The sequence below is a fragment of the Allorhizobium sp. DMC15 genome (assembly GCF_056314065.1).
Map to the genome: position 1 here is coordinate 319,595 of NZ_JBQUZB010000001.1, position 26,301 is coordinate 345,895.

The 26,301-nt window shown below is 62.8% G+C and carries 23 protein-coding genes and 1 pseudogene; 20 read left to right on the forward strand and 4 right to left on the reverse strand.

Annotated elements, in window-relative coordinates; translation table 11 throughout:
- The first annotated feature begins 33 nt into the window (after nucleotides 1-33).
- From mutS to murJ, 3 genes are all read left to right on the forward strand, one after another.
- Nucleotides 34-2,685: a DNA mismatch repair protein MutS gene (gene mutS, locus ACT53S_RS01610; RefSeq protein ID WP_476066615.1), complete on the forward strand. Its 2,652-nt coding sequence runs from the start codon at nucleotides 34-36 to the stop codon at nucleotides 2,683-2,685.
- A gap of 92 nt (nucleotides 2,686-2,777) precedes the next feature.
- Nucleotides 2,778-5,603 carry a [protein-PII] uridylyltransferase gene (locus tag ACT53S_RS01615; protein WP_476065696.1) on the forward strand — a complete coding sequence of 942 codons (2,826 nt, stop codon included), beginning with the start codon at nucleotides 2,778-2,780 and terminating at the stop codon, nucleotides 5,601-5,603.
- Between the two features lies 1 nt (nucleotide 5,604).
- Nucleotides 5,605-7,215, forward strand: coding sequence for a murein biosynthesis integral membrane protein MurJ (gene murJ / locus ACT53S_RS01620; RefSeq protein WP_476065697.1), 1,611 nt, complete (start codon nucleotides 5,605-5,607; stop codon nucleotides 7,213-7,215).
- On the opposite strand, the gene ACT53S_RS01625 is transcribed toward murJ, so the two are convergent.
- The gene (locus tag ACT53S_RS01625) at nucleotides 7,206-7,622 is read right to left on the reverse strand and encodes a peptidoglycan L,D-endopeptidase MepK (protein ID WP_113378941.1); all 417 of its coding nucleotides are present in this window, start codon (nucleotides 7,620-7,622) and stop codon (nucleotides 7,206-7,208) included. The genes murJ and ACT53S_RS01625 overlap by 10 nt on opposite strands.
- 250 nt (nucleotides 7,623-7,872) lie before the next feature.
- Here ACT53S_RS01625 and ACT53S_RS01630 point away from each other — a divergent pair, with 250 nt between their 5' ends.
- The 16 genes and pseudogenes from ACT53S_RS01630 (at nucleotide 7,873) to trmB (ending at nucleotide 21,972) form a co-directional block, all read left to right on the forward strand.
- Complete coding sequence (locus ACT53S_RS01630) at nucleotides 7,873-8,271, forward strand: VOC family protein (RefSeq protein ID WP_476065698.1); 399 nt, start codon at nucleotides 7,873-7,875, stop codon at nucleotides 8,269-8,271.
- Between the two features lie 100 nt (nucleotides 8,272-8,371).
- The gene (trpS, locus tag ACT53S_RS01635) at nucleotides 8,372-9,436 is read left to right on the forward strand and encodes a tryptophan--tRNA ligase (RefSeq protein WP_476065699.1); all 1,065 of its coding nucleotides are present in this window, start codon (nucleotides 8,372-8,374) and stop codon (nucleotides 9,434-9,436) included.
- 72 nt (nucleotides 9,437-9,508) lie between these two features.
- A complete protein-coding gene (locus tag ACT53S_RS01640) occupies nucleotides 9,509-10,000 on the forward strand; it encodes a universal stress protein (RefSeq protein WP_113378943.1) in 492 nt (163 codons plus the stop codon).
- 105 nt (nucleotides 10,001-10,105) lie between these two features.
- Complete coding sequence (locus ACT53S_RS01645) at nucleotides 10,106-10,669, forward strand: NifU family protein (protein WP_476065700.1); 564 nt, start codon at nucleotides 10,106-10,108, stop codon at nucleotides 10,667-10,669.
- Between the two features lie 21 nt (nucleotides 10,670-10,690).
- Nucleotides 10,691-11,338: a tRNA (adenosine(37)-N6)-threonylcarbamoyltransferase complex dimerization subunit type 1 TsaB gene (gene tsaB / locus ACT53S_RS01650; RefSeq protein WP_113378945.1), complete on the forward strand. Its 648-nt coding sequence runs from the start codon at nucleotides 10,691-10,693 to the stop codon at nucleotides 11,336-11,338.
- Nucleotide 11,339: 1 nt separating this feature from the next.
- Nucleotides 11,340-11,837, forward strand: a complete 498-nt coding sequence (locus tag ACT53S_RS01655) for a GNAT family N-acetyltransferase (protein ID WP_476065701.1) — start codon at nucleotides 11,340-11,342, stop codon at nucleotides 11,835-11,837.
- A gap of 44 nt (nucleotides 11,838-11,881) precedes the next feature.
- On the forward strand, nucleotides 11,882-12,310 hold the full coding sequence (locus tag ACT53S_RS01660; protein ID WP_112247481.1) for a Fur family transcriptional regulator: 429 nt from the start codon (nucleotides 11,882-11,884) through the stop codon (nucleotides 12,308-12,310).
- A 3-nt stretch (nucleotides 12,311-12,313) separates the two neighbouring features.
- A complete protein-coding gene (gene olsA, locus ACT53S_RS01665) occupies nucleotides 12,314-13,138 on the forward strand; it encodes a lyso-ornithine lipid O-acyltransferase (RefSeq protein ID WP_476065702.1) in 825 nt (274 codons plus the stop codon).
- Between the two features lie 56 nt (nucleotides 13,139-13,194).
- A complete protein-coding gene (gene miaB / locus ACT53S_RS01670) occupies nucleotides 13,195-14,589 on the forward strand; it encodes a tRNA (N6-isopentenyl adenosine(37)-C2)-methylthiotransferase MiaB (protein WP_142073788.1) in 1,395 nt (464 codons plus the stop codon).
- Between the two features lie 36 nt (nucleotides 14,590-14,625).
- Nucleotides 14,626-15,681 carry a PhoH family protein gene (locus tag ACT53S_RS01675; protein WP_113378949.1) on the forward strand — a complete coding sequence of 352 codons (1,056 nt, stop codon included), beginning with the start codon at nucleotides 14,626-14,628 and terminating at the stop codon, nucleotides 15,679-15,681.
- A gap of 19 nt (nucleotides 15,682-15,700) precedes the next feature.
- The gene (gene ybeY / locus ACT53S_RS01680; RefSeq protein WP_476066616.1) at nucleotides 15,701-16,207 is read left to right on the forward strand and encodes an rRNA maturation RNase YbeY; all 507 of its coding nucleotides are present in this window, start codon (nucleotides 15,701-15,703) and stop codon (nucleotides 16,205-16,207) included.
- A 12-nt stretch (nucleotides 16,208-16,219) separates the two neighbouring features.
- Nucleotides 16,220-17,353, forward strand: a pseudogene (locus ACT53S_RS01685) (hemolysin family protein); the annotation flags it as partial.
- Nucleotides 17,354-17,696: 343 nt separating this feature from the next.
- A complete protein-coding gene (gene lnt, locus ACT53S_RS01690; protein WP_476065703.1) occupies nucleotides 17,697-19,292 on the forward strand; it encodes an apolipoprotein N-acyltransferase in 1,596 nt (531 codons plus the stop codon).
- Between the two features lie 148 nt (nucleotides 19,293-19,440).
- Nucleotides 19,441-19,860 (forward strand): helix-turn-helix domain-containing protein, encoded by a 420-nt coding sequence (locus tag ACT53S_RS01695; protein ID WP_476065704.1) that lies wholly within the window; start codon nucleotides 19,441-19,443, stop codon nucleotides 19,858-19,860.
- Between the two features lie 164 nt (nucleotides 19,861-20,024).
- Nucleotides 20,025-21,263, forward strand: coding sequence for a methionine adenosyltransferase (gene metK, locus ACT53S_RS01700; protein ID WP_113378953.1), 1,239 nt, complete (start codon nucleotides 20,025-20,027; stop codon nucleotides 21,261-21,263).
- A 7-nt stretch (nucleotides 21,264-21,270) separates the two neighbouring features.
- Nucleotides 21,271-21,972, forward strand: coding sequence for a tRNA (guanosine(46)-N7)-methyltransferase TrmB (gene trmB, locus ACT53S_RS01705; protein ID WP_476065705.1), 702 nt, complete (start codon nucleotides 21,271-21,273; stop codon nucleotides 21,970-21,972).
- Nucleotides 21,973-22,017: 45 nt separating this feature from the next.
- On the opposite strand, the gene ACT53S_RS01710 is transcribed toward trmB, so the two are convergent.
- Both ACT53S_RS01710 and ACT53S_RS01715 read right to left on the reverse strand, forming a co-directional pair.
- Nucleotides 22,018-22,275, reverse strand: a complete 258-nt coding sequence (locus ACT53S_RS01710; RefSeq protein WP_110790174.1) for a BQ00720 family protein — start codon at nucleotides 22,273-22,275, stop codon at nucleotides 22,018-22,020.
- 47 nt (nucleotides 22,276-22,322) lie between these two features.
- Nucleotides 22,323-22,745, reverse strand: coding sequence for an Hsp20 family protein (locus tag ACT53S_RS01715; protein ID WP_476066617.1), 423 nt, complete (start codon nucleotides 22,743-22,745; stop codon nucleotides 22,323-22,325).
- A 145-nt stretch (nucleotides 22,746-22,890) separates the two neighbouring features.
- On the opposite strand from ACT53S_RS01715, the gene ACT53S_RS01720 reads away from it, so the two are divergent.
- Complete coding sequence (locus ACT53S_RS01720) at nucleotides 22,891-23,835, forward strand: nucleoside hydrolase (RefSeq protein WP_142073781.1); 945 nt, start codon at nucleotides 22,891-22,893, stop codon at nucleotides 23,833-23,835.
- A 111-nt stretch (nucleotides 23,836-23,946) separates the two neighbouring features.
- On the opposite strand, the gene ACT53S_RS01725 is transcribed toward ACT53S_RS01720, so the two are convergent.
- Nucleotides 23,947-26,295 (reverse strand): methyl-accepting chemotaxis protein, encoded by a 2,349-nt coding sequence (locus ACT53S_RS01725; RefSeq protein ID WP_476065706.1) that lies wholly within the window; start codon nucleotides 26,293-26,295, stop codon nucleotides 23,947-23,949.
- Nucleotides 26,296-26,301: the final 6 nt, after the last annotated feature.

Below are 26,301 nucleotides of genomic sequence, written 5' to 3' on the forward strand. Positions count from 1 at the left end.
ACCTCGGAGGAGAGCCGCGCCACGGCGACCCCGATGATGGAGCAGTATATCGAGATCAAGGCCGCCAATCCGGGCAGCCTGCTCTTCTATCGCATGGGCGATTTCTACGAGCTCTTCTTCGAGGATGCCGTCGATGCGTCGCGGGCGCTCGGCATCACACTGACGCGCCGGGGTCAGCATCTCGGCCAGGACATCCCGATGTGCGGCGTGCCGGTGCATGCGGCCGATGATTACCTGCAGAAGCTGATCACGCTCGGCTTCCGCGTCGCTGTCTGCGAACAGGTCGAGGACCCGGCCGAGGCAAAGAAGCGCGGCTCGAAATCGGTCGTGAAGCGCGACGTCGTGCGGCTCGTCACGCCGGGCACGCTGACCGAGGAAAAGCTCCTCTCGCCCTTCGAATCCAACTATCTGATGGCGCTGGCCCGCATTCGTGGCGGCTCTGCCCCGCAGCTCGCGCTCGCCTGGATCGATATCTCCACCGGCATCTTCCGTCTTGCAGAGACGACGGAGACGCGCCTGCTCGCCGATATCCTGCGCATCGAACCGCGTGAGCTGATCGTGCCCGACACGCTCTTCCACGATGAAGAGCTGAAGCCCGCCTTCGACGTGCTCGGCCGTGTCGTCGTGCCGCAGCCTGCCGTGCTCTTCGATAGCGCCAGCGCCGAGGGCCGCATTGCCCGCTACTTCGGCGTGACCACGCTGGACGGCTTCGGCGCCTTCTCCCGCGCCGAAATCGCCGCTGCCGCCGCCGCTGTCGCCTATGTCGAAAAGACTCAGATCTCCGAGCGCCCGCCGCTCGGCCTGCCCGAGCGCCAGAACGCGGCCTCGACCCTCTTCATCGATCCGGCAACCCGCGCCAATCTGGAGCTGGTGAAGACGCTGTCGGGCGAACGCAACGGCTCGCTCCTGAAGGCGATCGACCGCACCGTGACAGGTGGTGGCGCACGTCTGCTGGCGGAGCGGCTGATGTCGCCATTGACGGATCCCGAAACGATTGCAGAGCGCCAGGATTCCATAGCCTTCCTGCTGGCCGACGGCCTGCTCGTTGACCGCCTGCGTGATGCCCTGAAACGTGTGCCCGACATGCCGCGCGCGCTGTCCCGCCTGGCGCTCGATCGCGGTGGTCCGCGTGATCTCGGTTCCATCGTTGCCGGCCTTGCCGCCTCAGCCGAAGTCGGACGCCTGCTCGATCCGTCGAGCCTGCCGAAGGAACTCACGGAGGCTTTCGCCGATCTCGCAGCCCTTCCCGCCGATCTTGGCTCCGGCCTTGCATCGATGCTGGCCGACGACCTTCCGCTCCTGAAGCGTGACGGCGGTTTCCTGCGCGATGGTGCAATTCCGGAGCTCGACGAACTGCGCGCACTGCGCGACCAGTCCCGCCGGGTCATCGCGGGGCTGCAGCTGCAATATGCCGAGGAAACCGGCATCAAGTCGCTGAAGATCAAGCACAACAATGTGCTCGGCTATTTCATCGAGGTGACCGCCGGCAATGCCGGTCCGATGACCGACACGGATGAGGCGAAGTCCCGCTTCATCCATCGCCAGACCATGGCCAATGCCATGCGCTTCACAACGACCGAACTCGCCGATCTCGAAAGCCGCATCGCCAATGCCGCCGGGCAGGCGCTCTCGCTCGAACTGGCGGCCTTTGACCAGATGGTGTCTCAGGTGATTGCCGCTGCCGAGCCGATCAAGGCCGCCGCGAGGGCGCTTGCCGTGATCGATGTCGCCGCCGGTCTTGCTGCCCTCTCCGAAGAGCAGGGCTATTGCCGCCCTCTGGTTGACGACAGCAGGATGTTCAAGATCATCGCTGGCCGCCATCCGGTGGTCGAGCAGGCGCTGCGCCGCCAGGCTGCGAGCCCCTTCATCGCCAATGATTGCGATCTCTCGCCTCAGGATACCAAAGGCCCCGGCGCCATCTGGCTGCTCACCGGCCCCAACATGGGCGGTAAGTCGACCTTCCTGCGCCAGAACGCACTAATCGCCATCCTCGCCCAGATGGGCTCCTTCGTGCCCGCCGGTGCCGCTCATATCGGCATCGTCGATCGCCTCTTCTCCCGCGTTGGCGCCTCCGATGATCTGGCGCGCGGCCGCTCCACCTTCATGGTCGAGATGGTCGAAACGGCCACCATCCTCAATCAGGCGACGGATCGTTCGCTGGTCATCTTGGATGAAATCGGCCGTGGCACGGCGACCTTCGACGGCCTCTCCATCGCCTGGGCTGCCGTTGAGCATCTGCATGAGGCAAACCGCTGCCGCTCGCTGTTTGCCACCCATTTCCACGAGCTCACCGCGCTGTCCGAAAAGCTTGCCCGCATGTCGAACGTCACCATGCGCGTCAAGGAATGGGACGGCGACGTCATCTTCCTGCATGAGGTCGGCCCGGGCGCGGCCGACCGCTCCTATGGCATCCAGGTCGCTCGTCTCGCAGGCCTGCCGGCCGCCGTCGTCGCGCGCGCCCGTGATGTTCTGACCCGCCTGGAAGACAGCGACCGCAAGAACCCGGCCGCCCAGCTGATCGACGATCTGCCGCTGTTCCAGGTCGCCGTTCGGCGGGAGGAGATCCAGAAATCCGGCCCGTCGAAGGTCGAAGAGGCGCTGCGCTCACTCGATCTTGACGATCTGACGCCTCGCCAGGCGCTCGAGGCGCTCTATGATCTCAAGAAACAACTTGGCAAGCCTTGACCGGTAGAGTGCCTGTCAATCGCGCCCGAAAGGCGCTATAGCGCCACCAATCCCGGCTGATTCCCGGGTTTCCAAGAGATGATGCAGCCCCCATGGCCAAAGCAGAGCTTGCCTTCGACGACCTCCTCGACACCGACGCGCTGCGGGCGTCCTGCAAGACGGTCGCGGAAGCCGGCTGCGGCAATATGCTGGAGACCCGCTCGAAGCTCCTGCCGATCCTGAAAAAGGCCTCGGCCGATGCGCGCGAACAGGCGCGGCTGAAGCTCTTTGAAGATGGCAGCGGCATGAACTGCGCCAACCGCATCTCCTGGATCCAGGACCAGCTGATCTCCGTGATCTTCGATTTCGCCCGCACCCATGTCTATCCGAAAGATGCTGACGGCCTGTCTGTCGCGGCCGTCGGCGGTTATGGCCGTGGCACGCTGGCGCCGGGATCCGACATCGACCTGCTCTTCCTGCTGCCACCAAAGGCCGGCCCCGCCATGCACAAGGCGGTCGAGTTCGTGCTCTATCTGCTCTGGGATGTCGGCTTCAAGGTCGGCCATGCCACCCGCACCGTCGAGGAATGCATCCGCCTCTCAAAGTCGGACATGACCATCCGCACCGCGATCCTCGAAACCCGCCATATCTGCGGCGACGAGGCGCTGGTAACCGAACTTCAGCACCGCTTCGACCAGGAAGTCACGACCGGAACGGCCCCCGAATTTATCGCCGCCAAGCTCGCCGAACGCGACGAGCGCCACCGCAAGGCTGGCGACAGCCGTTATCTGGTCGAGCCGAACGTCAAGGAAGGCAAGGGCGGCCTGCGCGACCTGCAGACCCTCTTCTGGATCGCCAAATACAATTACCACGTCCGCGATACCGATGAGCTGGTACGCCTCGGCGTGCTCTCCCGCGCCGAATGGCGCCTCTTCCAGAAAGCGGACGACTTCCTCTGGGCCGTCCGCTGCCACATGCATTACCTGACCGGCAAGCCCGAAGAGCGCCTCTACTTCGATATCCAGCCGGAGATCGCCAAAAGCCTGGGCTACCAGGCCCGTCCGGGCCTCTCCGCCGTCGAACGCTTCATGAAGCATTACTTCCTGGTGGCCAAGGATGTCGGCGACCTCACCCGCATCTTTGCCGCCGCCCTCGAAGACCAGCAGGCCAAGGCCGCTCCCGGCATTGGCGGCATGCTCGGCCGCTTCGCCAATCGCCCCCGCAAGATCCCCGGCGCCAGCGAATTCATCGACGATCGCGGCCGCATCGCGCTTGCCGATCCCGGTGTCTTCAAGAAGGACCCGATGTCGATCATGCGCCTGTTCCATGTGGCGGATCTGAACGGCCTCGAATTCCATCCGGATGCGCTCAAAGCCGTCACCCGCTCGCTGTCGCTGATCGACAACGAGTTTCGCGAAAGCGCAGAGGCAAACCGTCTCTTCCTGTCGATCCTCACCTCGCGCAAGGATCCGGGTTTCATCCTGCGTCGCATGAACGAAGCCGGCGTGCTCGGCCGTTTCATGCCGGAATTCGGCAAGATCGTCTCGATGATGCAGTTCAACATGTATCATCACTACACCGTCGACGAGCATCTGATCCGCACCGTCGAGGTGCTCTCCGAAATCGACAAGGGCAAGGCGGAGGAAATCCATCCGCTCGCCAACAAGATCATGCCGGAGATCGAGGATCGCCAGACCCTCTATGTCGCGGTGCTGCTGCATGACATCGCCAAGGGCCGCCAGGAGGACCACTCGGTTGCCGGCGCAAAGGTGGCCCGCAAACTGTGCCCGCGTCTCGGCCTCTCGCCCAAGCAGACGGAAATGGTCGTCTGGCTGATCGACCAGCATCTCCTGATGTCCATGGTTGCCCAGACGAGAGATCTGCACGACCGCAAGACGATCACAGACTTTGCCGAAAAGGTGCAGTCGCTCGACCGGCTGAAGTTGCTGTTGGTGCTGACGATCTGCGATATCCGCGCGGTTGGCCCCGGCGTCTGGAACGGCTGGAAGGGCCAGCTTCTGCGCACGCTCTATTACGAGACCGAACTGCTGCTCTCCGGCGGCTTCTCCCAGGTCTCCCGCAAGGAGCGCGCCAAGCATGCCGCAGAGCAGCTTTCCAAGGCGCTGGAAGGCTGGAGCCAGAAGGACCAGCGCACCTATACCAAGCTGCATTACGAGCCCTACCTTCTCTCGGTCGACCTCGAAGATCAGGTGCGCCACGCCCATTTCATCCGCGAATCGGACAAGGCAGGCAAGGCGCTCGCCACCATGGTGCGCACCCACCAGTTCCACGCCATCACCGAAATCACGGTGCTCTCACCCGACCACCCGCGCCTGCTTTCGATCATCGCCGGCGCTTGTGCCGCGGCCGGTGCCAACATCGCCGACGCGCAGATCTTCACGACATCCGATGGTCGAGCACTCGACACGATCCTGATCAACCGCGAATTCCCGATCGATGAGGACGAAATGCGCCGTGCCGCGACGATCGGAAAGATGATCGAGGACGTGCTCTCGGGCCGCAAGCGTCTGCCGGAAGTCATCGCCACGCGCTCCAAGGGCAAGAAGAAGAACAAGACCTTCCCGGTCCAGCCGGATGTGCGCATCTCCAATGCGCTGTCCAACAAGTTCACCGTCATCGAAGTCGAATGCCTCGACCGCATCGGTCTTCTGGCAGAAATCACCGCGGTGCTCTCCGACCTCTCGCTCGACATCCATTCGGCCCGCATCACCACCTTCGGCGAAAAGGTCATCGACACCTTCTACGTCACCGACCTTGTCGGCCAGAAGGTGACCAACGAAAACCGCCAGGCCAACATCGCCAATCGCCTAAAGCCGGTGATGACCGAACAGCCCGACGAGTTGAAGGACAACATGCCCTCCGGAATCATCGCGCCACCGCCGCGCGCTACCCCTGCGCCCCGCAAGGCGCGCGCCTGACATGAGCCTCGTCAAGAAATTCATGACGGTCGGGGGCGCCACGCTCGGCAGCCGCGTCTTCGGTTTTGCCCGCGAAACCCTGATGGCGGCCGCACTCGGCACAGGGCCGGTCGCCGACGTCTTCTACGCCGCCTTCCGCTTCCCCAATCTCTTCCGCCGTCTCTTTGCCGAAGGCGCCTTCAACGCCGCCTTCGTGCCGCTCTTCGCCAAGGAGATCGAAGCGAACGGCATCGATGGCGCCAAGCGCTTTTCCGAGGAAGTCTTCGGTGTCCTCTTCTCGGTGCTGATGATTCTGACCATCGGCATGCAGCTCGCAATGCCGCTGCTCGTCGAGTGGATCATCGCGCCCGGCTTCGCCGACGATCCGGAAAAGTTCGGGCTGACGGTGCGGCTCGCCATCGTCATGTTCCCCTATCTGATGTGCATGTCGCTGACGGCCATGCTGAGCGGCATGCTGAATTCGCTGCATCATTTCTTCGCGGCCGCCATCGCTCCCGTCTTCCTTAATGTCCTGATGATCAGCGCACTCGGCTGGGCGCTCTGGACCGGCGCGGACCCGGCCGCCACCGCCTGGGCACTCTCCTGGTCGGTGCTGGGGGCAGGCCTCCTGCAGATGGCGGTCGTCTATCTCGGCGTGCGCCATGCCGGCATCCGTTTGTCCTTTAAGCGCCCGCGCTTCACGCCCAACGTCAAGCGCCTGCTGGTGCTCGCGATCCCCGCTGCCGTCACCGGCGGCATCACCCAGATCAACCAGCTGATCGGCCAGGCCATCGCCTCGGGCAAGGAAGGCGCCATCGCCGCCCTACAATATGCCGATCGCATCTACCAGCTGCCGCTCGGCGTTGTCGGTGTCGCCGTCGCCGTCGTCCTCCTGCCGGAACTGGCCCGAGCGCTCAAAAGCGGCCACATGAAGGAAGCGGGAAATCTCCAGAACCGCGCCATCGAATTCGTGCTGTTCTTGACGCTTCCGGCCGCCGCCGGCATCTGGGTTCTCTCGGATGAAATCATCCGCGTGCTCTATGAGCGCGGTGCCTTTTCCGAACAGAACACCGCCGTGGTTGCTTCGATCCTGGCGATCTATGGCCTGGGCCTTCCCGGTTTCGTGCTGATCAAGGCCCTGCAGCCGGCCTATTACGCCCGCGAAGACACGAAGACACCCATGCGCTTCACCATGGTCTCGGTCGCAATCAACACCGGCCTTGCCGTCACGCTTTTCCCGATCTTCGCGGAAAGCGGGATCGCCATCGCAGAGGCCGCTGCCGGCTGGACGAACACTATCCTGCTCCTCTCCGTGCTGCTCTGGCGTGGCCATCTCGTTATCGAGCGATCGCTGATCACCCGCACGCTCCGCCTGCTCGTCGCGTCCGCCGTCATGGCGGCCATGCTGGTCTATCTCTCGGGCCGCTGGTCTGCCTGGCTCACGCCGCAGAGCCCGCTGTTCGACCAGCTGCTCGCCCTGGGCGGTCTGATTGCGCTTGCCATGCCGGTCTATTTCGGCGTCGCCTTTGCCATCGGTGGCGCGGATCTCGGCATGATCAGGCGCAACTTGAAGCGCAAGCCGAAGTCAGCCGGGCCGACGGATGCAGGAACAGGCGCCCCGGATCAGCAATAGGTCCAGGTCCGCTTCGGCCCGATGTCGACATGCACGATGCCGTTGCAATAGCGGCCGATGCCGCCAATGCCCGGCGCGGTGCGCGCCGCAGCCACGATCTGCTTCTCAGGCACGCCAGGAACCCGGATGTCGGCGGCGAAACAGTGGCTGTGCTGGGATTTGCCCGAGCGCGGGCGATGGCCGGAGGTCACGATCGGCTTCTTGCCGGTCTTCTTGGCGATATGCGCAAGGATCCCCTTCAGCTCGTCCGGGAAACAGCTGGCCCGGACGCTGACCCGCTGCAGGGTATAGGCGACCGTGGTGTCGTGCTTCATGAAGAAGTGACGCTTCTTCTCGACCGCCTCCGCCGGGGAGAGGAAACCGATGGAAAGCACGCAGCCGAGCGCGACGCGAAACAATGTGCGCATGAGTGACCTTCTGGAATGAGTTTGTTGTTTTGAGCGATCCAGATCGCTTGCGGGGGTTTTTTATTCCCCGGAATGTGGCAAATTTGGTGCGCTTTGCTCGATTCGTCCGGGCGCCACCGCGTATCGAGCCGAGATCGGTGCGTAGTCTCGTTTGATACCGTCCCCTAAGTCGCTCGATTCCGGGTCAAAAAGATCCTAAGCGTGACATGAGGCGCGCCTGCGTCACAGTCCGAACCGAAAGCCCGGAATTATGAGCCGAAACAGCCTCTTTCTCATCTCCCTCGTCGTCGACGACTACGATCGTGCCAAGAATTTCTACTGTGATGGCCTCGGTTTCGACTGCGTGGAGGATACGGTCCAGCCCGAGGGCAGGCGCTGGCTCGTGGTCCGCCCGAGCGGCGGGGAGGGTGCGGCCCTCTTGCTCGCAGAAGCGACCGACGACGCCCAGCGCGCCGCGATCGGCAACCAGACCGGCGGCCGCGTCGGTTTTTTCCTCGAAACCGATGATTTCGCCCGTGACCATCAGCGCTTCCTGAAAGCCGGCGTCGTCTTCCAGGAGGAGCCGCGCCACGAGCCCTATGGCACGGTCGCTGTTTTCGCAGATCTCTACGGAAATCTCTGGGACCTCATCGAACGCGCGAAGCCCTGACCGCAAAAGTGAGCGCTTGATTGCGCCCCGCACGCCGTGCATAAGCCGTGACCGACACGATCAGTAGATCGGGCCCTCCACCAGCCTGTTGAGGATTATTATGACTGAGTTCAAGCCGCTGGTTTTCTCCGGCGTCCAGCCCACCGGCAACCTCCATCTCGGCAACTATCTCGGCGCGATCAGAAAGTTTGTCGCCCTGCAGGAAAACAACGACTGCATCTACTGCGTGGTCGACATGCACGCGCTGACGGCCCAGCTGGTCCACGAGGATATGCCGACCCAGATCCGCTCGATCACCGCGGCTTTCCTCGCCGCCGGCATCGACCCGGAAAAGCACATCGTCTTCAACCAGTCCCAGGTGCCGCAGCATGCGGAACTCGCCTGGATCTTCAACTGCGTTGCGCGCATCGGCTGGATGAACCGGATGACCCAGTTCAAGGACAAGGCCGGCAAGGATCGCGAGCAGGCCTCGCTCGGTCTCTACGCCTATCCGAGCCTGATGGCCGCCGACATCCTCGTCTATCGTGCCACCCATGTGCCCGTCGGTGATGACCAGAAGCAGCATCTGGAGCTTGCCCGCGACATCGCCATGAAGTTCAACATGGACTTCCACGACAAGATCGTGCCGACGGGTCTCGGCATCGACATCAAGGTCGGCGAAGAGCCGGTGCATGCCTATTTCCCGATGGTCGAGCCGCTGATCGATGGCCCGGCGCCCCGCGTCATGAGCCTCAAGGACGGCACCAAGAAGATGTCGAAGTCGGACCCGTCCGACCTCTCGCGCATCAACCTGATGGACGATCAGGACGCGATCTCGAAAAAAATCCGCAAGGCCAAGACCGATCCGGATGCCCTGCCGAGCGAAACGGAAGGCCTGAAAGGCCGTCCCGAAGCCGACAACCTCGTCGGCATCTTCGCGGCCCTTGCCGACACGTCCAAGGCGGACGTGCTTGCCGAATTCGGCGGCCAGCAGTTCTCGGTCTTCAAGCCGGCGCTGGTCGATCTCGCCGTCGAGGTTCTTGCTCCGATCAACGCCGAGATGCGCCGTCTCATGGAGGACCCCGGCCATATCGACGCTGTCCTGCGCGACGGTGGCGAACGCGCCCGTGTCCGCGCCGAAAAGACGATGAACGAAGTCCGCGACATTATCGGATTCGTGCGATAAGGTCGCCTCGATTGCGGGTTCGGTCCGACCCCGCAATCGACATCGATACAGCTTCAGCCGGCGGGGTTCTCTATGGTTTCAACACGTCTCTCACGTCTTGAAGGTCACCGCCGCAAGTTCATGGCGGTCATCGACAACACCCCCGAATGCTCGCGCGCCGTCCATTATGCCGGCCGCCGCGCCAAGAATTCCAACGGTGGACTTGTCCTGATCTACGTGATTCCCGACGGCGATTTCCAGCAGTGGCTGGGCGTCGAGGAGATCATGCGGGCGGAAGCCCGGGAAGAGGCCGAGGCCGTGATGGCAAAGGCCGCCCAGACGGTGCGTGAAACGATCGGCATCGAGCCGGAACTCGTGATCCGCGAGGGAAGCGCCTATCCCGAGATCAACAGCCTGATCGAGGAAGACCGCGACATTGCGATCCTGGTGCTCGCCGCCGGTTCCACCAAGGAAGGTCCCGGCCCGCTCGTCTCGATGATCGCCGGTCGCGGCGCCGCTTTCCCGATCCCCGTCACGGTCTTGCCGGACTCGCTGACCGATGAGGAAATCGACGCCCTGTGCTGATCTTTTCCCGCGACCGCTCGATCATGTCTTGAACTGCCGGGTCGGAAGCCTTAACTTTTGAAGAATTCTAAATTTGAGCGGTGAGAGCACCGCGCGGAGACCGCCATGTTCATTCAGACCGAAGCCACGCCGAACCCCGCCACCCTGAAGTTCCTGCCCGGCAAGGTGGTGATGCAGACGGGCACGGCGGAATTCCGCGACGCCGAAAGCGCGAATGCATCGCCGCTCGCCGCCCGCATCTTCGCGATCCCCGGCGTTACCGGCGTCTTTTTCGGCTACGATTTCGTCACCGTTTCCAAGGACGGCCCCGAATGGCAGCACCTGAAGCCCGCGATCCTCGGCACCATCATGGAGCATTTCATGAGCGGCGCCCCGGTCATGGGCACGGCCTCGACCTCGGCGGAAGTCGATGGCGACGATGAATTCTTCGAGGCCGGCGATGAGACCATCGTCGCGACCATCAAGGAACTGCTCGAAACCCGCGTCCGCCCGGCGGTTGCCCAGGATGGCGGCGACATCACCTTCCGCGGCTTTCGCGACGGTAAGGTCTTCCTCAACATGAAGGGATCCTGCGCCGGTTGCCCGTCCTCGACCGCCACTTTGAAGCATGGCGTGCAGAACCTGCTGCGCCACTTCGTGCCGGAAGTTCAGGAAGTCGAAGCGGTCTGATCAGACCGGTCTGGGGATAGGATGATCGTCCTTGCGATCGATACGGCGGGTGTGGACTGCGCAGCCGCCGTTTTTGACTCTTCATCTGAGACGGTGCTTGCGCGCGTCAGCGAAACCATCGGCCGCGGCCATGCCGAAAGGCTGATGGCGATGATCGAGGAGGCCGTGACGACATCAGGCCTGAGCCTGGACAAGGTGGAAAAGATCGGCGTCACCGTCGGTCCTGGTTCCTTCACCGGCATCCGCGTGGGCGTCGCTGCCGCCCGTGGCTTGGCGCTGGCGCTCGGCATCGACTGCGTCGGTGTCTGCACGCTGGAAGTGCTTGCCCGGACGGTGCCGGAAGGCGATGCCCCTGTTCTTGCCGCCATCAACGCCCATCGCGACGAAGTCTATGTCCAGACCTTCCGCAACGGCGTCGCGCTCGATGAGCCAGCCCTCGTCACGCTGGAGGATTTCCTTTCGCGTGCGGCTGCACCCGGAACCCAGGTCATCGGCTCCGCAGCTGCCCTGATCGCCGATCCCGAAGCCCAGACCGAACCCGACCACTACCCGATCGAGATCGTCGCCCGTATTTCAGCGGTGACGAAAGCTCAGGGCAAGGCGAAGCCGCTTTATCTGCGCGGACCCGATGCAAAACCGCAAACGGGTTTTGCCGTATCGAGAGCCTGACATGCGCGACAGCCTGTTCTACCGCCAGCCCGAATTCGAACTCGTCGCGATGGTGCCGGATCACTGCCGCGCCGTCGCCGAACTCCACGGCCAGCGCTTTCCCCGCGCCTGGGGCGACGGCGAATTCCTCAGCCTGCTCCTGCAGCCCAACACCTTCGGCTTCGCGGCGTGGCAGACCAACACGCTGATCTTCAAGGCGCCGCTCTCGGGTTTCGTGCTCGCCCGTGAAGTTGCCGGTGAAGCCGAGATCCTGACCATTGCCGTCGGCGAAAAGGTCGGCCGCTTCGGCCTCGGATGGCGCCTGATGCAGGCGGCCATCCGCGAAGCGAAGAACCGCGGCGGCGAGGCCATGTTCCTTGAAGTCGATGACGGCAATGCACCGGCGCTGGGTCTTTACCGCAAGCTCGGCTTCGAGAAGGCTGGCGAACGTCCCGCCTACTACACGGACGAGCAGGGGCGCCGGACCTCCGCGCTTGTCATGCGCCGCGATCTTCGCTAACCCGGCGATTGCACCAACCGACCATCTGCGGATATGCTGAATTTATGAACGATGCCCTGAAATCGCTGGAAGCGCTGTGTGCCGAACGCGGCATGCGCATGACCGAGCAGCGGCGCGTCATCGCCCGTATCCTGGAGGATTCCGACGATCACCCGGATGTCGAGGAGCTTTATCGCCGCTCTTCGAAGGTCGACGCGAAGATCTCAATCTCCACCGTCTACCGCACCGTCAAGCTGTTCGAAGACGCCGGCATCATCGAGCGCCACGATTTCCGCGACGGCCGGTCCCGCTATGAAACGGTCCCCGAAGAGCACCACGACCACCTGATCGATCTGAAGACCGGCACCGTCGTTGAATTCCATTCGCCGGAAATCGAGGCTCTGCAGGAACGCATCGCCCGCGAACACGGCTTCCGCCTCGTCGGCCATCGCTTGGAGCTTTACGGAATCCCCCTGTCGAAGGACGAGAAATAGTCCATGCAATCCGGTGAGGGCCTCGGCTTCGTCAACGGCCTGCGGATCGCCGTGATGGCGGTTGTTCTGCTGCTCGTCTCGCTGGTCCTGATCCCGCTGCAGCTTGTGGCTCTGCGTTTCGACTGGCCCCTGCGCCGCCGCCTCCCGCGCCATTGGCACCGCATCGCCCTCTATTGCCTCGGCATCCGCGTCCATGCCCATGGCCGGCTCGATCCCCGCCGTCCCCTGATGATCGCCGCCAATCACGCCTCCTGGAAGGATATCCTCGTCCTCGGGTCGCTCGCCGATGTCGTCTTCATCGCCAAGACGGAGGTCGCCTCCTGGCCGGTCTTCGGCACGCTCGCCCGCCTGCAGAAAACGATCTTCGTTGTCCGCGAGGAAAAGCGTCGCACCGGCGACCAGGTCAATGAAATCGCCGCCCGCATGGCGGATGGCGAGATCGTCGTGCTCTTTCCCGAAGGCACCACGTCGGACGGCAACCGCGTCCTGTCGGTCAAATCCTCGCTCTTCGGCGCCGCCGCCGCCGCCCTGCCGAAGGATGCGGAAGACGCCGTCGTCCACGTCCAGCCCGTTGCCATCGCCTATACGCGCATCCAAGGCCTGCCCATGGGCCGCTACCATCGGCCGATCGCCGGCTGGCCCGGGGATATCGGCCTGGTCCCCCATCTGCTCGGCGTCCTCAGGGCCGGCGCGCTCGATGTCGACGTCACCTTCGGCGAGACCGTGGACTTCCGCCAGGGAGACAACCGCAAGAGCCTCGCCAGCCATGTCGAGAGCCGTCTGCGCAATCTGCTGCTCGCCCATCTGCGCGGTCGCCACGGCCGCTGAGCCGCCTTTCAATTTTTCGGTTTAACCGCGGACCGAAAACCACTAAATAGCGCCGCATGACCCAGGACACCGCGAGCCTCACCGAAATCCCCGCACCGGGCGCCAACACGCGCAAGGTCTTCATCAAGACCTATGGCTGCCAGATGAACGTCTATGACAGCGGCCGCATGGCCGATGCCCTGGCGGCGGATGGTTATGCCCCGACCGAGGTCATGGAAGAGGCTGACCTCGTTCTTCTCAATACCTGTCACATCCGCGAAAAGGCCGCCGAAAAGGTCTATTCCGCCCTCGGTCGCCTGCGCGAGCACAAGAAGGCCCGTGCCGCCGAAGGCAAGGAATTCATGATCGGCGTCGCCGGCTGCGTCGCTCAGGCCGAAGGCGAGGAAATCTCCCGCCGCGAGCCCGCCGTCGATGTCGTGCTCGGCCCTCAGACCTATCACCGTTTGCCGCAGGCCTTGCAGAAAGCCCGTGCGGGTGAGCGTGTGGTCGATACGGAATATGCCCTCGAAGACAAGTTCGAGCACCTGCCGGACCCCTCCAAGGTCATCGGCAAGCCGCGCTCGGTCACCGCCTTCCTCACCGTCCAGGAAGGCTGCGACAAGTTCTGCACCTTCTGCGTGGTGCCCTACACCCGTGGCTCGGAAGTCTCCCGCCCGCTCTCCCAGCTTCTGACGGAGGCCCGCAAACTGGTCGATGCCGGTGTGCGCGAACTGACTTTGCTCGGCCAGAACGTCAATGCCTGGCACGGCGAGGACGAACAGGGCAGGGCGATCGGCCTTGGCGATCTTCTCTATCGGCTGGCCGAAATTCCCGGCCTCGCCCGCCTGCGCTACACCACCAGCCATCCGCGCGACATGGACGATCGTCTGATCGAGGCGCATCGCGATCTCAGGATGCTCATGCCCTATCTGCATCTGCCGGTGCAGTCGGGCTCCGACCGGATCCTGAAAGCGATGAACCGCCGCCACAAGGCCACCGAATACGTCGCCCTCATCGAGCGCATACGCTCCGTTCGCCCCGATATCGCCCTCTCGGGCGATTTCATCGTCGGCTTCCCCGGTGAAACGGATCAGGATTTCGAAGACACGATGAATCTGGTGCGCGAGGTGAACTATGCGCAGGCTTATTCGTTTAAGTACTCGACCCGACCCGGAACGCCCGGCGCCGATCTGCCCGATCAGGTCGACGAGGACGTGAAGACCGAACGCCTGGCGCGCCTCCAGGCATTGCTGCTCGAACAGCAGCAGGCCTTCATGCAGTCCCTGGTCGGACAGCAGATGGACGTGCTCCTTGAGAAGCCCGGTCGCATGCCCGGCCAGCTGATCGGACGCTCTCCCTGGCTGCAGTCTGTGAATCTTGATGCAAAGTCATCGCAAATCGGTGACATTATACAGGTACGAATCACCGCAGCCGGCCCAAACAGCTTGTTTGCCGAGGTGGCAGAGGGTTAGAGTGAGGGCCTTAACCTGATCCAGGAGCCTGATCGCTTGAACGCAACAGAAGTGGTTTCTTCACCCTCGCGCCACATCAAAACCGCTGCGACCGACGCCAATCACTTCATCTTGACGTTCGAGAACAACAGGCTAGCGAGCGAACTCTTCGGCCAGTTCGACCAGCATCTGAAGCTGCTCGAACAGCGGTTGCAGATCGAAGCCCGGGCCCGTGGCAATTCCGTGGCCATCACCGGTGAACTTCAGGCGACCAACCAGGCCCGCCGGGCGCTCGATTTCCTCTATGCCCGCCTGCAGAGCGGCGGGTCCGTCGAAGCCTCCGACGTCGAAGGTGCGATCCGCATGGCGGTCGCCGCCGACGATCAACTGACCTTGCCGACCCTCGAGCGCAAGGCCCGCCTGTCCATGGCTCAGATCTCCACCCGCAAGAAGACGATCGCCGCCCGCACGCCGACCCAGGACGCCTATATGCGGGCACTGGAGCGCGCCGAGCTCGTCTTCGGCGTCGGTCCCGCCGGCACGGGCAAAACCTATCTCGCGGTCGCCCATGCCGCCCAGCTTCTTGAGCGCGGCGTTGTCGACAAGATCATCCTGTCGCGCCCGGCCGTGGAAGCCGGCGAACGTCTCGGCTTCCTGCCCGGCGACATGAAAGACAAGGTCGATCCTTATCTGCGCCCGCTTTATGACGCGCTCTACGACATGATCCCCGGCGACAAGGTCGAGCGTGCCATCACCGCTGGCGTCATCGAAATCGCGCCGCTCGCCTTCATGCGCGGCCGCACGCTCTCCAATGCCGCCATCATCCTCGACGAGGCGCAGAACACCACCTCAATGCAGATGAAGATGTTCCTGACACGCCTTGGCGAGAACGGGCGCATGATCATCACCGGCGACCCGAGCCAGGTCGACTTGCCGCGCGGCGTCACTTCCGGACTGGTCGAGGCCCTGCAGGTGCTGAAGGGTGTGGAAGGCGTCTCGGTCGTCCGCTTCAAGGATACCGACGTCGTGCGCCATCCGCTGGTCGGCCGCATCGTTCAGGCCTATGACGCCAAGTACAAGGTACAGGATGAAAGCGAGCAGGCCGATCCCTGAAGGCCAGCTCCCACTCGATATGACGCAACTGGATATACAGATCGCCGTCGAGGCTGACGGCTGGGCCGATGAGACGGCGCTGGAGGCCCTGGCCTCCCGCGTGCTCGGCGCGGCGGAAACCTATCTCGCGAAAGCAGAGGACCAGCCCTTTCCGAAGCAGCCGACGGAAGTCTCGCTCGTCTTCGCCGACGACGAGATGATCCGCGAGGTCAACGCCGAATGGCGCAACAAGGACAAGCCGACCAACGTCCTGTCCTTTCCCGCCTTTCCGTTGACCCCCGGCAAGATGCCCGGCCCGATGCTCGGCGATATCATCATCGCCCGCGAGACGGTGGAGCGTGAGGCCGTCGAGCTGGAGAAGAGTTTTGAGGATCATCTGACCCACTTGATGGTTCATGGATTTCTCCATCTCTTCGGCTACGACCACATCGAAACGGATGATGCCGAGGAAATGGAAGCGTTGGAGACTCGCATTCTGGCGGAACTTGGCCTATCTGACCCCTATGCGGGGCAGGACCCCATCTGATAGTCTGGAACAATGAGCGACTTTGTAACGAAATCGGCCCCGGAGGCCACGGACGGACCGGAAGGTTCGTCGTCCGACGAGGGCAGTAGTCCTTCGCGAGCGGAAAGCTCGAACCGAACCTCAACCTCTTTCTGGGCGCGTCTCGCCCGCATCTTGAAGCCGTCGTCCTCGACGAGCCTGCGCGAGGACTTGACCGTCGCGCTGAAAGCGGATGCGAGCCTGGGCGAAGCCTTCACGCCCGAAGAACGGGCGATGCTGCACAATATCCTGCGCTTCCGTGAAGTCCGGGTCGAAGACATCATGGTGCCGCGAGTCGATATCGAGGCGGTCGACCAGAGTGTGACGATCGGCGAACTGATGACCATCTTCGAGGTCTCCGGCCGGTCGCGCATGCCGGTTTATGCCGAGACGCTCGATGATCCCCGCGGCATGGTTCATATTCGCGACCTTCTCTCCTATGTGACGAAGCAGGCCCGCAGTCGCCGCCGCGCGCCCGCTCGTGCCGCTGCAAACGGTGCCGTCAATGGCGCCGACAAGGTCGAAAAGACCGACAAGGCGGCGAAGTCGAAGATCGATTTCGATCTCTCCCGCATCGACCTTTCGAAGACGGTCGCCGAAGCCGGCATCATCCGCTCCATTCTCTTCGTGCCGCCGTCGATGCTGGCCTCCGACCTGATGAGCCGGATGCAGGCCGCCCGCACGCAGATGGCGCTCGTCATCGACGAATATGGTGGCACTGACGGCCTCGTCAGCCACGAGGACATCGTCGAAATGGTCATCGGCGATATCGACGACGAGCACGACGATGAAGAAGTCATGTTCAGCCGCATTTCCGATGACGTGCTTGTGGCGGACGCCCGCGTCGAACTCGAGGAGATCGCCGAGGCCATCGGCCCCGATTTCGACATCCAGGATCGCCTCGAGGACGTCGATACGCTGGGGGGGCTGATCTTCTCGGCTCTCGGACGGATTCCGGCCCGAGGCGAAGTTGTCCAGGCACTGCCGGGCTTCGAGTTCCACATTCTCGACGCCGATCCCCGCCGCATCAAGCGCGTCCGCGTCACTCGCAAGCGTGCCGCCGCCCGCCGCCGCTCCACCAAGGGCGAGAGCGAAACGCGTGGCGATGAGGTCGAAGCCGCCAAGACGCGCGCGCAGCCGAAACCGGCCGCGCCGGCCAAGGCCCCGACTCCCCAGGCGGCTGAGGTCAAGCCGCGCGCTTCGAAGGCCGAGCCGAAACCCCGCCGCAGCAAGCTGGCGACAGCACCTGTCCCAGCAACCGATCCCGTCGTGCCCGCTTCGGCAGACGTGGTCCCCTTGCCCGCAGCCGCAACCCCGCCGACACCCGCTGCGCAGGCCGGTCACGCATCCCCTGCGGACGGCAATAAGTCTGCATCGGGCACGTAACGACCTGGCTGGCGAAGACCGCGACATCCGCTCGGAAGTTTGAAACACTGCCGGGCGGTTGATTCGCGGTAGCGGAGGGGTGTGCATGGAACGATTGGCCGGCAGGATCTTGCTGCTCGGGGGATGGCGACGCGCAGGGCTCGCTCTCTTCGCGGGCGCAATCGGGGCTCTCGCCATGCCGCCATTCGGCGTCTTCGCGGCCATGTTCGTCTCATTTACGCTACTGGTCTGGCTCCTCGACGGGCTGACCGGCAATCCCGAGCGCAGCGGCACGCTCAATCTGCGCGCCGCCTTCGTCACCGGCTGGCTCTTCGGCCTCGGCTACTTCGTCGCCGGCCTCTGGTGGCTCGGCAATGCGCTGCTGGTCGACGCCAGCGGCTTTGCCTGGGCGATCCCGCTCGCGGTGCTGGGTCTGCCGGCCCTGCTTGCCATCTTTTACGGCTTTGCCGCCATGCTCGCCCGTCTCGTCTGGTCGGATGGCATGGGTCGCATCGCAGCGCTCGCTTTCGGCTTCGGCCTTGCCGAATGGCTACGCAGTACCGTCGCTACCGGCTTTCCATGGAATGCCATTGGGTATGCCGCCATGCCTGTCCCCTTGATGATGCAATCGAGCTATGTGCTCGGTCTCTTCGGCGTCACGGCACTCTGCGTCTTCGTTTTCGCAGCGCCTGCTTTGCTCGGTACTCGTCGTGGCTCCGTGCCGGGTATTCTCCTTGCCGCCGTCCTGTTCGTCGCCCATTTCGGCTATGGCGCCTGGCGGCTCTATCTCGCGCCGACCGATATGGGTGAAACCCGCCAGATCGCCATACGGCTCGTCCAGCCGGCAATCGACCAGGCACAGAAGATGGAGAATTCCGATCGCATCGGCGTCTTCGAAAAGCACCTGGCGCTGACTTCAGCGCCGCCGGCTGCCGGTCACCAGAGACCGGATGTCATCGTCTGGCCGGAAACCTCTGTTCCCTTCATTCTGACGGAGAACCCGGACGCGCTCGTGCGCATAGGCGATGTCCTGCAGGACGGGCAGGTGTTGATCACCGGTGCTGTCCGCGCGGAAGAACGGGGAGCAGGTCTGCCACCGCGTTACTACAACTCGGTGTACATAATAGACGATAAGGGCCAGATCCTCGCTGCAAGCGACAAGGTCCATCTGACGCCCTTCGGGGAATACTTGCCGTTCGAGGATGTGCTGCGCCGCTTTGGCGTGGAGCAACTGATAAGCCTGCCCGGCGGCTTTTCGCCGGCCGCCAGCCGCTCCCCGCTAACCCTTCCCTCAGGCGTCTCCTTCTATCCTTTGATCTGCTATGAGGCCATCTTTCCCGCCGAACTCGCGCCTGATCTCAGCGGCGCGGGCGCCATTCTCAACATCACCAATGATGCCTGGTTCGGAGCCACGCCCGGTCCCTATCAGCACTTTCTGCAGTCCCGTTTGCGCGCCGTGGAACGGGGCGTGCCGCTCATTCGCGATGCAAACAACGGTATATCGGCTGTGATCGATGCCTATGGTCAGGTTGTCGATGGTCTGGCACTAAATCTATCGGGCGCCCTGGATGCAACTATAGGCATGTCAACTGTGTCGAAACGGAACAATTTCGACCACAACCTAAACTTTTGGTTGGTCCTCGGAGCCCTTGGTTTCGTCGCGAGCATTTCTCGTATGGGTTTTATTAGGCGGATGAATTGACCAAAAACCCCTAAAATTGCATAGTGGCTCCGACCGTGAGTCTGCAAGTATGCTGAAAGATCATCGACGACGAGTACAACGTATCGTAATGGTTGGGCGGGCATGGGGTTATGGTCGAAACGCCAACACATTTGTCAGGACGACATTAATGATCGAGAACAAGAAGAAGCCGAACCCGATTGACATCCATGTCGGTAGTCGGATTCGCCTTCGTCGAACAATGCTTGGCATGAGCCAAGAGAAGCTCGGTGAAAGCCTCGGCATCACATTCCAACAGATTCAGAAGTATGAAAAGGGCACCAATCGAGTGGGTGCTAGCCGTCTCCAGAATATTTCCAATATTCTGACGGTTCCCGTTTCTTTCTTCTTCGAGGATGCCCCGGGTGAAAGCCCCTCGTCGTCTGCTGGCATGGCCGAAGCCTCCAGCTCCAACTACGTCGTGGATTTCCTCTCCTCCTCCGAGGGCCTGCAGCTCAACCGCGCCTTCGTCAAAATCTCCGACCCCAAGGTCCGCCGCAAAATCGTCGATCTGGTTAAGGCTCTGGGAGCCGATGCCGACGCCGAGTGATCGGCGCGCTTGGCTCGAAAAAAAAGCGGTCCCCCCGGGCCGCTTTTTTTTGCCCTGTAGGGAAAAGTTTACTCACATAAAGATATATTTATGTGGTTGTGTTCTTGTCTTTGAAACTTGAACTGGGTAACGATGCCGCCATCCATACTTTGAGGGGAATCCCGATGCGCGCCAACTATCTCTTCACCAGTGAATCCGTATCCGAAGGTCATCCAGACAAGGTCTGTGACCGCATCTCCGACGAAATCGTCGATCTCGTCTACCGGGAAGCGGCCAAGACCGGCGTTGATCCCTGGACCGTGCGCATCGCCTGCGAAACCCTCGCCACCACCAACCGCGTCGTCATCGCCGGCGAAGTCCGCCTTCCGCCGAGCCTGATGAAGACCGACAAGAACGGCAACGAGGTGATCAATCCCTCGAAGTTCAAGTCGGCCGCCCGCAAGGCGATCCGCGACATCGGCTACGAACAGGACGGCTTCCACTGGAAGACCGCCAAGATCGACGTGCTCCTGCACTCCCAGTCCGCCCACATCGCTCAGGGCGTCGACAAGGCCGCCGATAGCTCCAACAGCGAAGGCGCCGGCGACCAGGGCATCATGTTCGGTTATGCCTGCAAGGAAACGCCGGACCTGATGCCGGCGCCGATCTACTACTCCCACAAGATCCTCCAGCTGCTCTCCGCCGCCCGCAAGAAGGGTGAGGGCGATGTCGGCAAGCTCGGTCCGGACGCCAAGAGCCAGGTCACCGTCCGCTATGTCGACGGCAAGCCGGCGGAAGTCGCCTCGATTGTTCTCTCCACCCAGCATCTCGACGAGAACTGGGATTCCAAGAAGGTCCGTCAGGTCGTCGAGCCCTTCATCAAGGAAGCCCTTGGCGACCTGAAGATCGCCGACGACTGCGCCTGGTATATCAACCCGACGGGCAAGTTCGTCATCGGCGGCCCGGATGGTGACGCAGGCCTCACCGGCCGCAAGATCATCGTCGACACCTATGGTGGTGCGGCCCCTCATGGTGGCGGCGCCTTCTCCGGCAAGGACACGACTAAGGTCGACCGCTCGGCCGCCTATGCCGCCCGTTACCTCGCCAAGAACGTCGTGGCCGCCGGCTTCGCCGACCGTTGCACGATCCAGATCTCTTATGCGATTGGCATTGCCCAGCCGCTGTCGATCTATGTCGACCTGCATGGCACCGGCAAGGTGACCGAGGACGAAGTCGAGGCCGCGATCCGCAAGGTCATGGACTTGTCCCCGTCCGGCATCCGCCGCCATCTTGACCTGAACAAGCCGATCTATGCTAAGACGTCCGCCTATGGCCATTTCGGCCGCAAGGCTGGCCGCGACGGCTCCTTCTCTTGGGAGAAGCTCGATCTGGTCAAGCCGCTCAAGGACGCTCTCAAGGCTTGAAGGTGATATGACGGACGCGGAACGCAAGACGAGGTCGACCGAAGCCTTCTTCGGTCGACGCAAGGGCAAGCCGTTGCGCGAGCAGCAGGTCGGGCGCATGGAAACCATCCTGCCCGAACTCAAGGTCGATCTCTCCTCCGCCGTCCCGGCAGATCTGAAATCGCTCTTCTCCGCGTCCGTCGAGAAGATTCGCCTGGAAATCGGTTTTGGCGGCGGCGAACACCTCGTTCACCGCGCCCGCACCAACCCTGCCACCGGCTTTATCGGTGTAGAGCCCTTCGTTAATTCCATGGCGAAGCTTCTGGCCGTTGTCGAGGCGGAGGGCCTGAAGAACATCCGGGTCTACGACGACGACGCGACGCAGCTCCTCGATTGGCTGCCGGAAGGCCAGATCGACCAGATCGATCTGCTCTATGCCGATCCCTGGCCGAAGAAGCGTCACTGGAAGCGCCGCTTCGTCTCCCAGGTCAATCTCGAACGCTTCCACAAGGTTCTGAAGCCGGGCGGCATCTTCTGCTTCGCCTCCGATATCGACACCTATGTCAACTGGACGCTGCAACATTGCCGCGATCATGGGGGCTTCGAATGGACGGCGCGCAATGCCAGCGATTGGCTGACGCCCTATGACGGCTGGCCGGGCACACGCTACGAAGCCAAGGCCCGCCGCGAAGGCCGATCCTCGGCCTATCTCACCTTCATCCGACGCTGAAATCGGCCTCCCAGGAGGCCGGCGTCATCGGCTCGTCAATACCGCTCAGTGCAGCGAAACGGTCTTCAGATCGTCTTCCGCCGCCTTGAAGAAGGTGCTGGAGCGATTGTCGGTCAACAGGATCGGCGTGCCGTCGGCGGCAAACAGGGCCCACAGGTCCAGCGTCGGATCGATCTCCGGCGCTTCCGGGAAGCAGCGCGACACCTCGTCGGATTTCATCTTGCGAATATAGCCCACTTCGCCGGCTCCGAGATGAGCCAGTTCGGATTGCGTCAGGCGGGCTGAAGCTTCTTTCAGTAACATTCCGAGCCTCCACATTGGGGGAGAGGCGGCAAAGCATGCCGCAACCCTCATTGTGCGGCGGAGATGTTAATTTTCCTTACCAGATGCACCGGTTGCATGCGGATGATTTCGATTGAAAGCAAACCGTTGCGTAGGTTGGCGCCGGTCACTTCCATGCCCTCTTCCAGAGCGAAAACCCTTTGAAACTGGCGTGCCGCAATGCCTCGGAAGAGAAAATCCTGCTCTTCCCGCTCGGCCTGTTTGCCCGTGATCGACAGCTGCCCGCCCTCGATCGTCACATCCAGTTCGTCTTCGGCAAAGCCTGCCACCGCAAGGGTGATTCGCAACCGGTCCTGACCCTTGTCGGCCGGCAGTCGCTCGATGTCATAGGGCGGATAGCCGTCGCTTCCGCGCGGACGCCGGATCGGAACGCCCTCGGCCAGACTGAAGGTAATGATCAATCCCTCGGCGGGAAGACGGCTCCGGCTCATGCGATCCTCTGTTTGCGCAACCAGCCGAAGCCGGTCATGTCCGCGATTGAATATGGGGATCTTCGCGTCGCGGGACAAGCGGCGCGATGCTTGACAAACGCCACCTGCGGCGCCAAGCCTCGCCCTTTCGATATCAGGACATCCCATGACAGACCCCCGCAAAATCATCATCGACACGGATCCCGGCCAGGACGACGCAGCGGCCCTCATGCTCGCCTTCGCAAGCCCCGACGAACTGAACCTTCTGGGCATCACCACGGTGGCTGGCAATGTGCCGCTCTCCTATACGAGCCGCAATGCCCGCATCGTCTGTGAACTTTGCGGCCAGCAGGACCGCGCCGTTTATGAAGGCGCAGACCGTCCGATGGTACGCCCTCTCGTCACCGCCGAACATGTCCACGGCAAGACCGGTCTGGACGGTGCGGTTCTTCCGGAACCGACGATGAAGGTGCAGCCCGAGCACGCTGTCGATTTCATCATCGATACCATCCGCCGCGAGCCGGAAGGCTCCGTCACGCTCTGCACGCTCGGCCCGCTGACCAATATCGGCCTTGCTCTCCAGAAGGCACCGGACATCGCGCCCCGCGTGAAGGAACTGGTGATGATGGGCGGCGGCTTCTTCGAAGGCGGCAACATCACGCCGGCCGCCGAATTCAACATCTATGTCGATCCCCATGCCGCCGCCGCCGTCGTCGGTTCCGGCATTCCGGTCACCATGATGCCGCTCGATGTCACCCATCAGCTGATGACCACCAAGGCCCGGGTCGCCCGCATCGCCGAAATCGGCACGAAGCCGGCGCACACCATGGTCGAGTGGCTGCAGTTCTTCGAGCGCTTCGACGAAGAAAAGTATGGCTCCGACGGCGGACCGCTGCATGATCCGACGGTCATCGCTTACCTTCTGAAGCCGGAACTCTTCAGCGGTCGACACTGCAATGTCGAGATCGAACTGCAGTCCGAACTGACGGTCGGCATGACCGTCGTCGACTGGTGGCGCGTCTCGGGCCGCAAGCCGAATGTCCAGGTCATGCGCAACGTCGATGCCGACGGCTTCTTCGACCTGCTCATCGAGCGTTTTGCCCGCCTCTGAACTGCGCGCGCGTGCGCAAAACCCTGAATGCAGATGGGCCGCCGGTTTCCGGCGGCCCATTGTCTTTTGCGAAGGTGGATCTCCTCGGGAGATCGTGCAGCGCTGTTGGCTTCAGAACTCTTCCCAGTTGTCGCCACCCGCTGACCTGCCGCCGGCCGCCGCCATTTTGCGCGGTGCGGGCTGATGCGCAGGTGCGCGCGATGCCGTTGATGCCGGGCTGACCGCAGGCTGGCGCATCGCCTCGGCCGTTGCCCTGAGGGCTGCGCCCGGCTGCGCGCCGCCGCTCACCTGAAAGCGTGCCACGAGCTCGCGCAACATGTTCGATTCCCCACGCAGCGCCATGCTGGCTGCCGTCGTCTCTTCCACCATCGCGGCGTTCTGCTGTGTCACCTGGTCCATCTGGTTGACGGCGGAGTTGATCTCCTTGAGACCCATGGCCTGTTCGCTCGAAGAGGCGGAGATCTGGCGGATCAGACCGTTGATCTGCATGACCTGGTCGGAGATCTTCTGCAGGGTCTCGCCGGCCTGGCCCACGAGTTCCACCCCATCCTTCACCTGTGCGCCGGAGGCGTTGATCAGCGCCTTGATCTCCTTCGCGGCCGTGGCGGAGCGTTGTGCCAGTTCACGCACTTCCTGTGCGACCACGGCAAAGCCCTTGCCGGCTTCGCCTGCGCGGGCGGCCTCGACGCCCGCATTCAGTGCGAGCAGGTTCGTCTGGAAGGCGATCTCGTCAATGACACCGATAATCCGCGAAATCTCCAGCGACGACTGCTCGATGCCCTGCATCGAGGCGACGGCCTTGCGCACCACTTCGCCAGATGTCTCGGCATCCTTGACCGCGATGGAAACGGTATTGGCCGCAACACCGGCATTGTCCGCGCTCGAATTGACCTGTTCGGTCAGCTCGTTGAGCGCCGCCGCGGTCTCTTCGAGGCTCGCCGCCTGCTGTTCCGTGCGTTTGGCGAGGTCCGCCGCACTTTCGGAAATCTCCCCGGTGCCCGCATTGATGTTGACCACGCCGGCGTTCACCGAGGCAATCGCCTGTTCGAGCGTTGCAACCGCATCGTTGAAGTCGCGCTTCAGCGCCGCATATTCGCCGGGGAATTCGTCCGGCAGGCGATAGGTGAGGTTCCCCTGCGAGAGCTGCGCAAGACCGTTGCCGAGGGCGGCGACCACGTGCTGCTGCGTCGCGGCCGAGGCGTTGCGTTCCTGCTCGTTGCGCCGGCGCTCGCCATCGGCCGCAGTCCGCTGCGCTTCGGCTTCCGCCGCCAGCATGTGGCTCTCGGCGAGGCGATGGCGGAAACCGTCCAGTGCCTTTGCCACCATGCCGATCTCATCCTGGCGATCCTGGTTCGATACGTCGGTATCGTAGTTTCCTTTCGACATCCGCTCCACGTCGCTGACCAGACCGTGCAGAGGGCGCTGTGCGAGCGAGCGCACGGCGAGGAAGAGCGAGATCATCACCGCGGCCAGCATGATGACGCCGCCGAGGATCATCATCGTGGTCTGCGCCTTGACCGGCGCACTGATCGCCGATTCCGGAATGTCCACGAGCACGGCCCAGGTTGCATTCACGCCCGGCACTTCGAAGGGATAGAGCAGGCGATCGAAGCTTTCGCCGTCTTCGCCCCCAAGGTTGCTCAGCACGCTGCCCTTGCCGCTGCTGATCGCGGCCTTCACCGCATCGGCGCCCTCGGCCTCATAGGGCTTCATCAGAAGATCGTCCTTCGGCGCGACCAGCCACTGCGCGCCCTGTCCGACCAGCAGCACGCGTCCGGTCTCGAAGGGCTTCAGGGCCTTCAGCTTGTCCGAAAGGGAAAGAAGCGAAATGTCGACGCCGCTGACACCGATCATCTTGCCGCCGGAGAAGACAGGATAGGCAATCGAACTCATCGTCGTCGGCACGTCGGTGCCTTCGGCGAGATAAGGCGCCGTGATCGCGCCCTTGCCGCTCTTCGCGGCGAGCGCATACCATTCGGCGTCGTACTTGGCCGCAAAAGTCGAGTACTGGATCGCCCCGTTGCGGTCCTTCGACCAGTAGGGGGTATAGATGCCGTCGGCATTGGCGCCCAGGTCGGTCTGCCCCTTGATCTCGTCTTTCCGGCCATCGATCGCCCCGGGCTCCTCGGCCATCCAGCTGCCGAATGCGAAGGGATTCTGTTCGAGGTTCGCCTTCAGAATATTGGTGATGCCCATGCGGTCGAAGGACTTGCCTTCATGGCCGCGGCCGATCACGCCCGACATCAGACGCGCAGCACTCGCCAGTTCGCCGATATTGCCGGCGATCTCGCGGGCGATCGATTTCGCCTCCGCGTCCGCCTGCTGCATGATCAGGGAATGCACGCGGTCCCGCGTCTGCGAAATGAGAACGAGATTGGAAACAAAGAGCACGAGGCCGATCGCCAGGCCGGTGACGACCAGCAGTTTGGCGGCGATGGATCGAGAAAACAGGGCGAACATGATGGC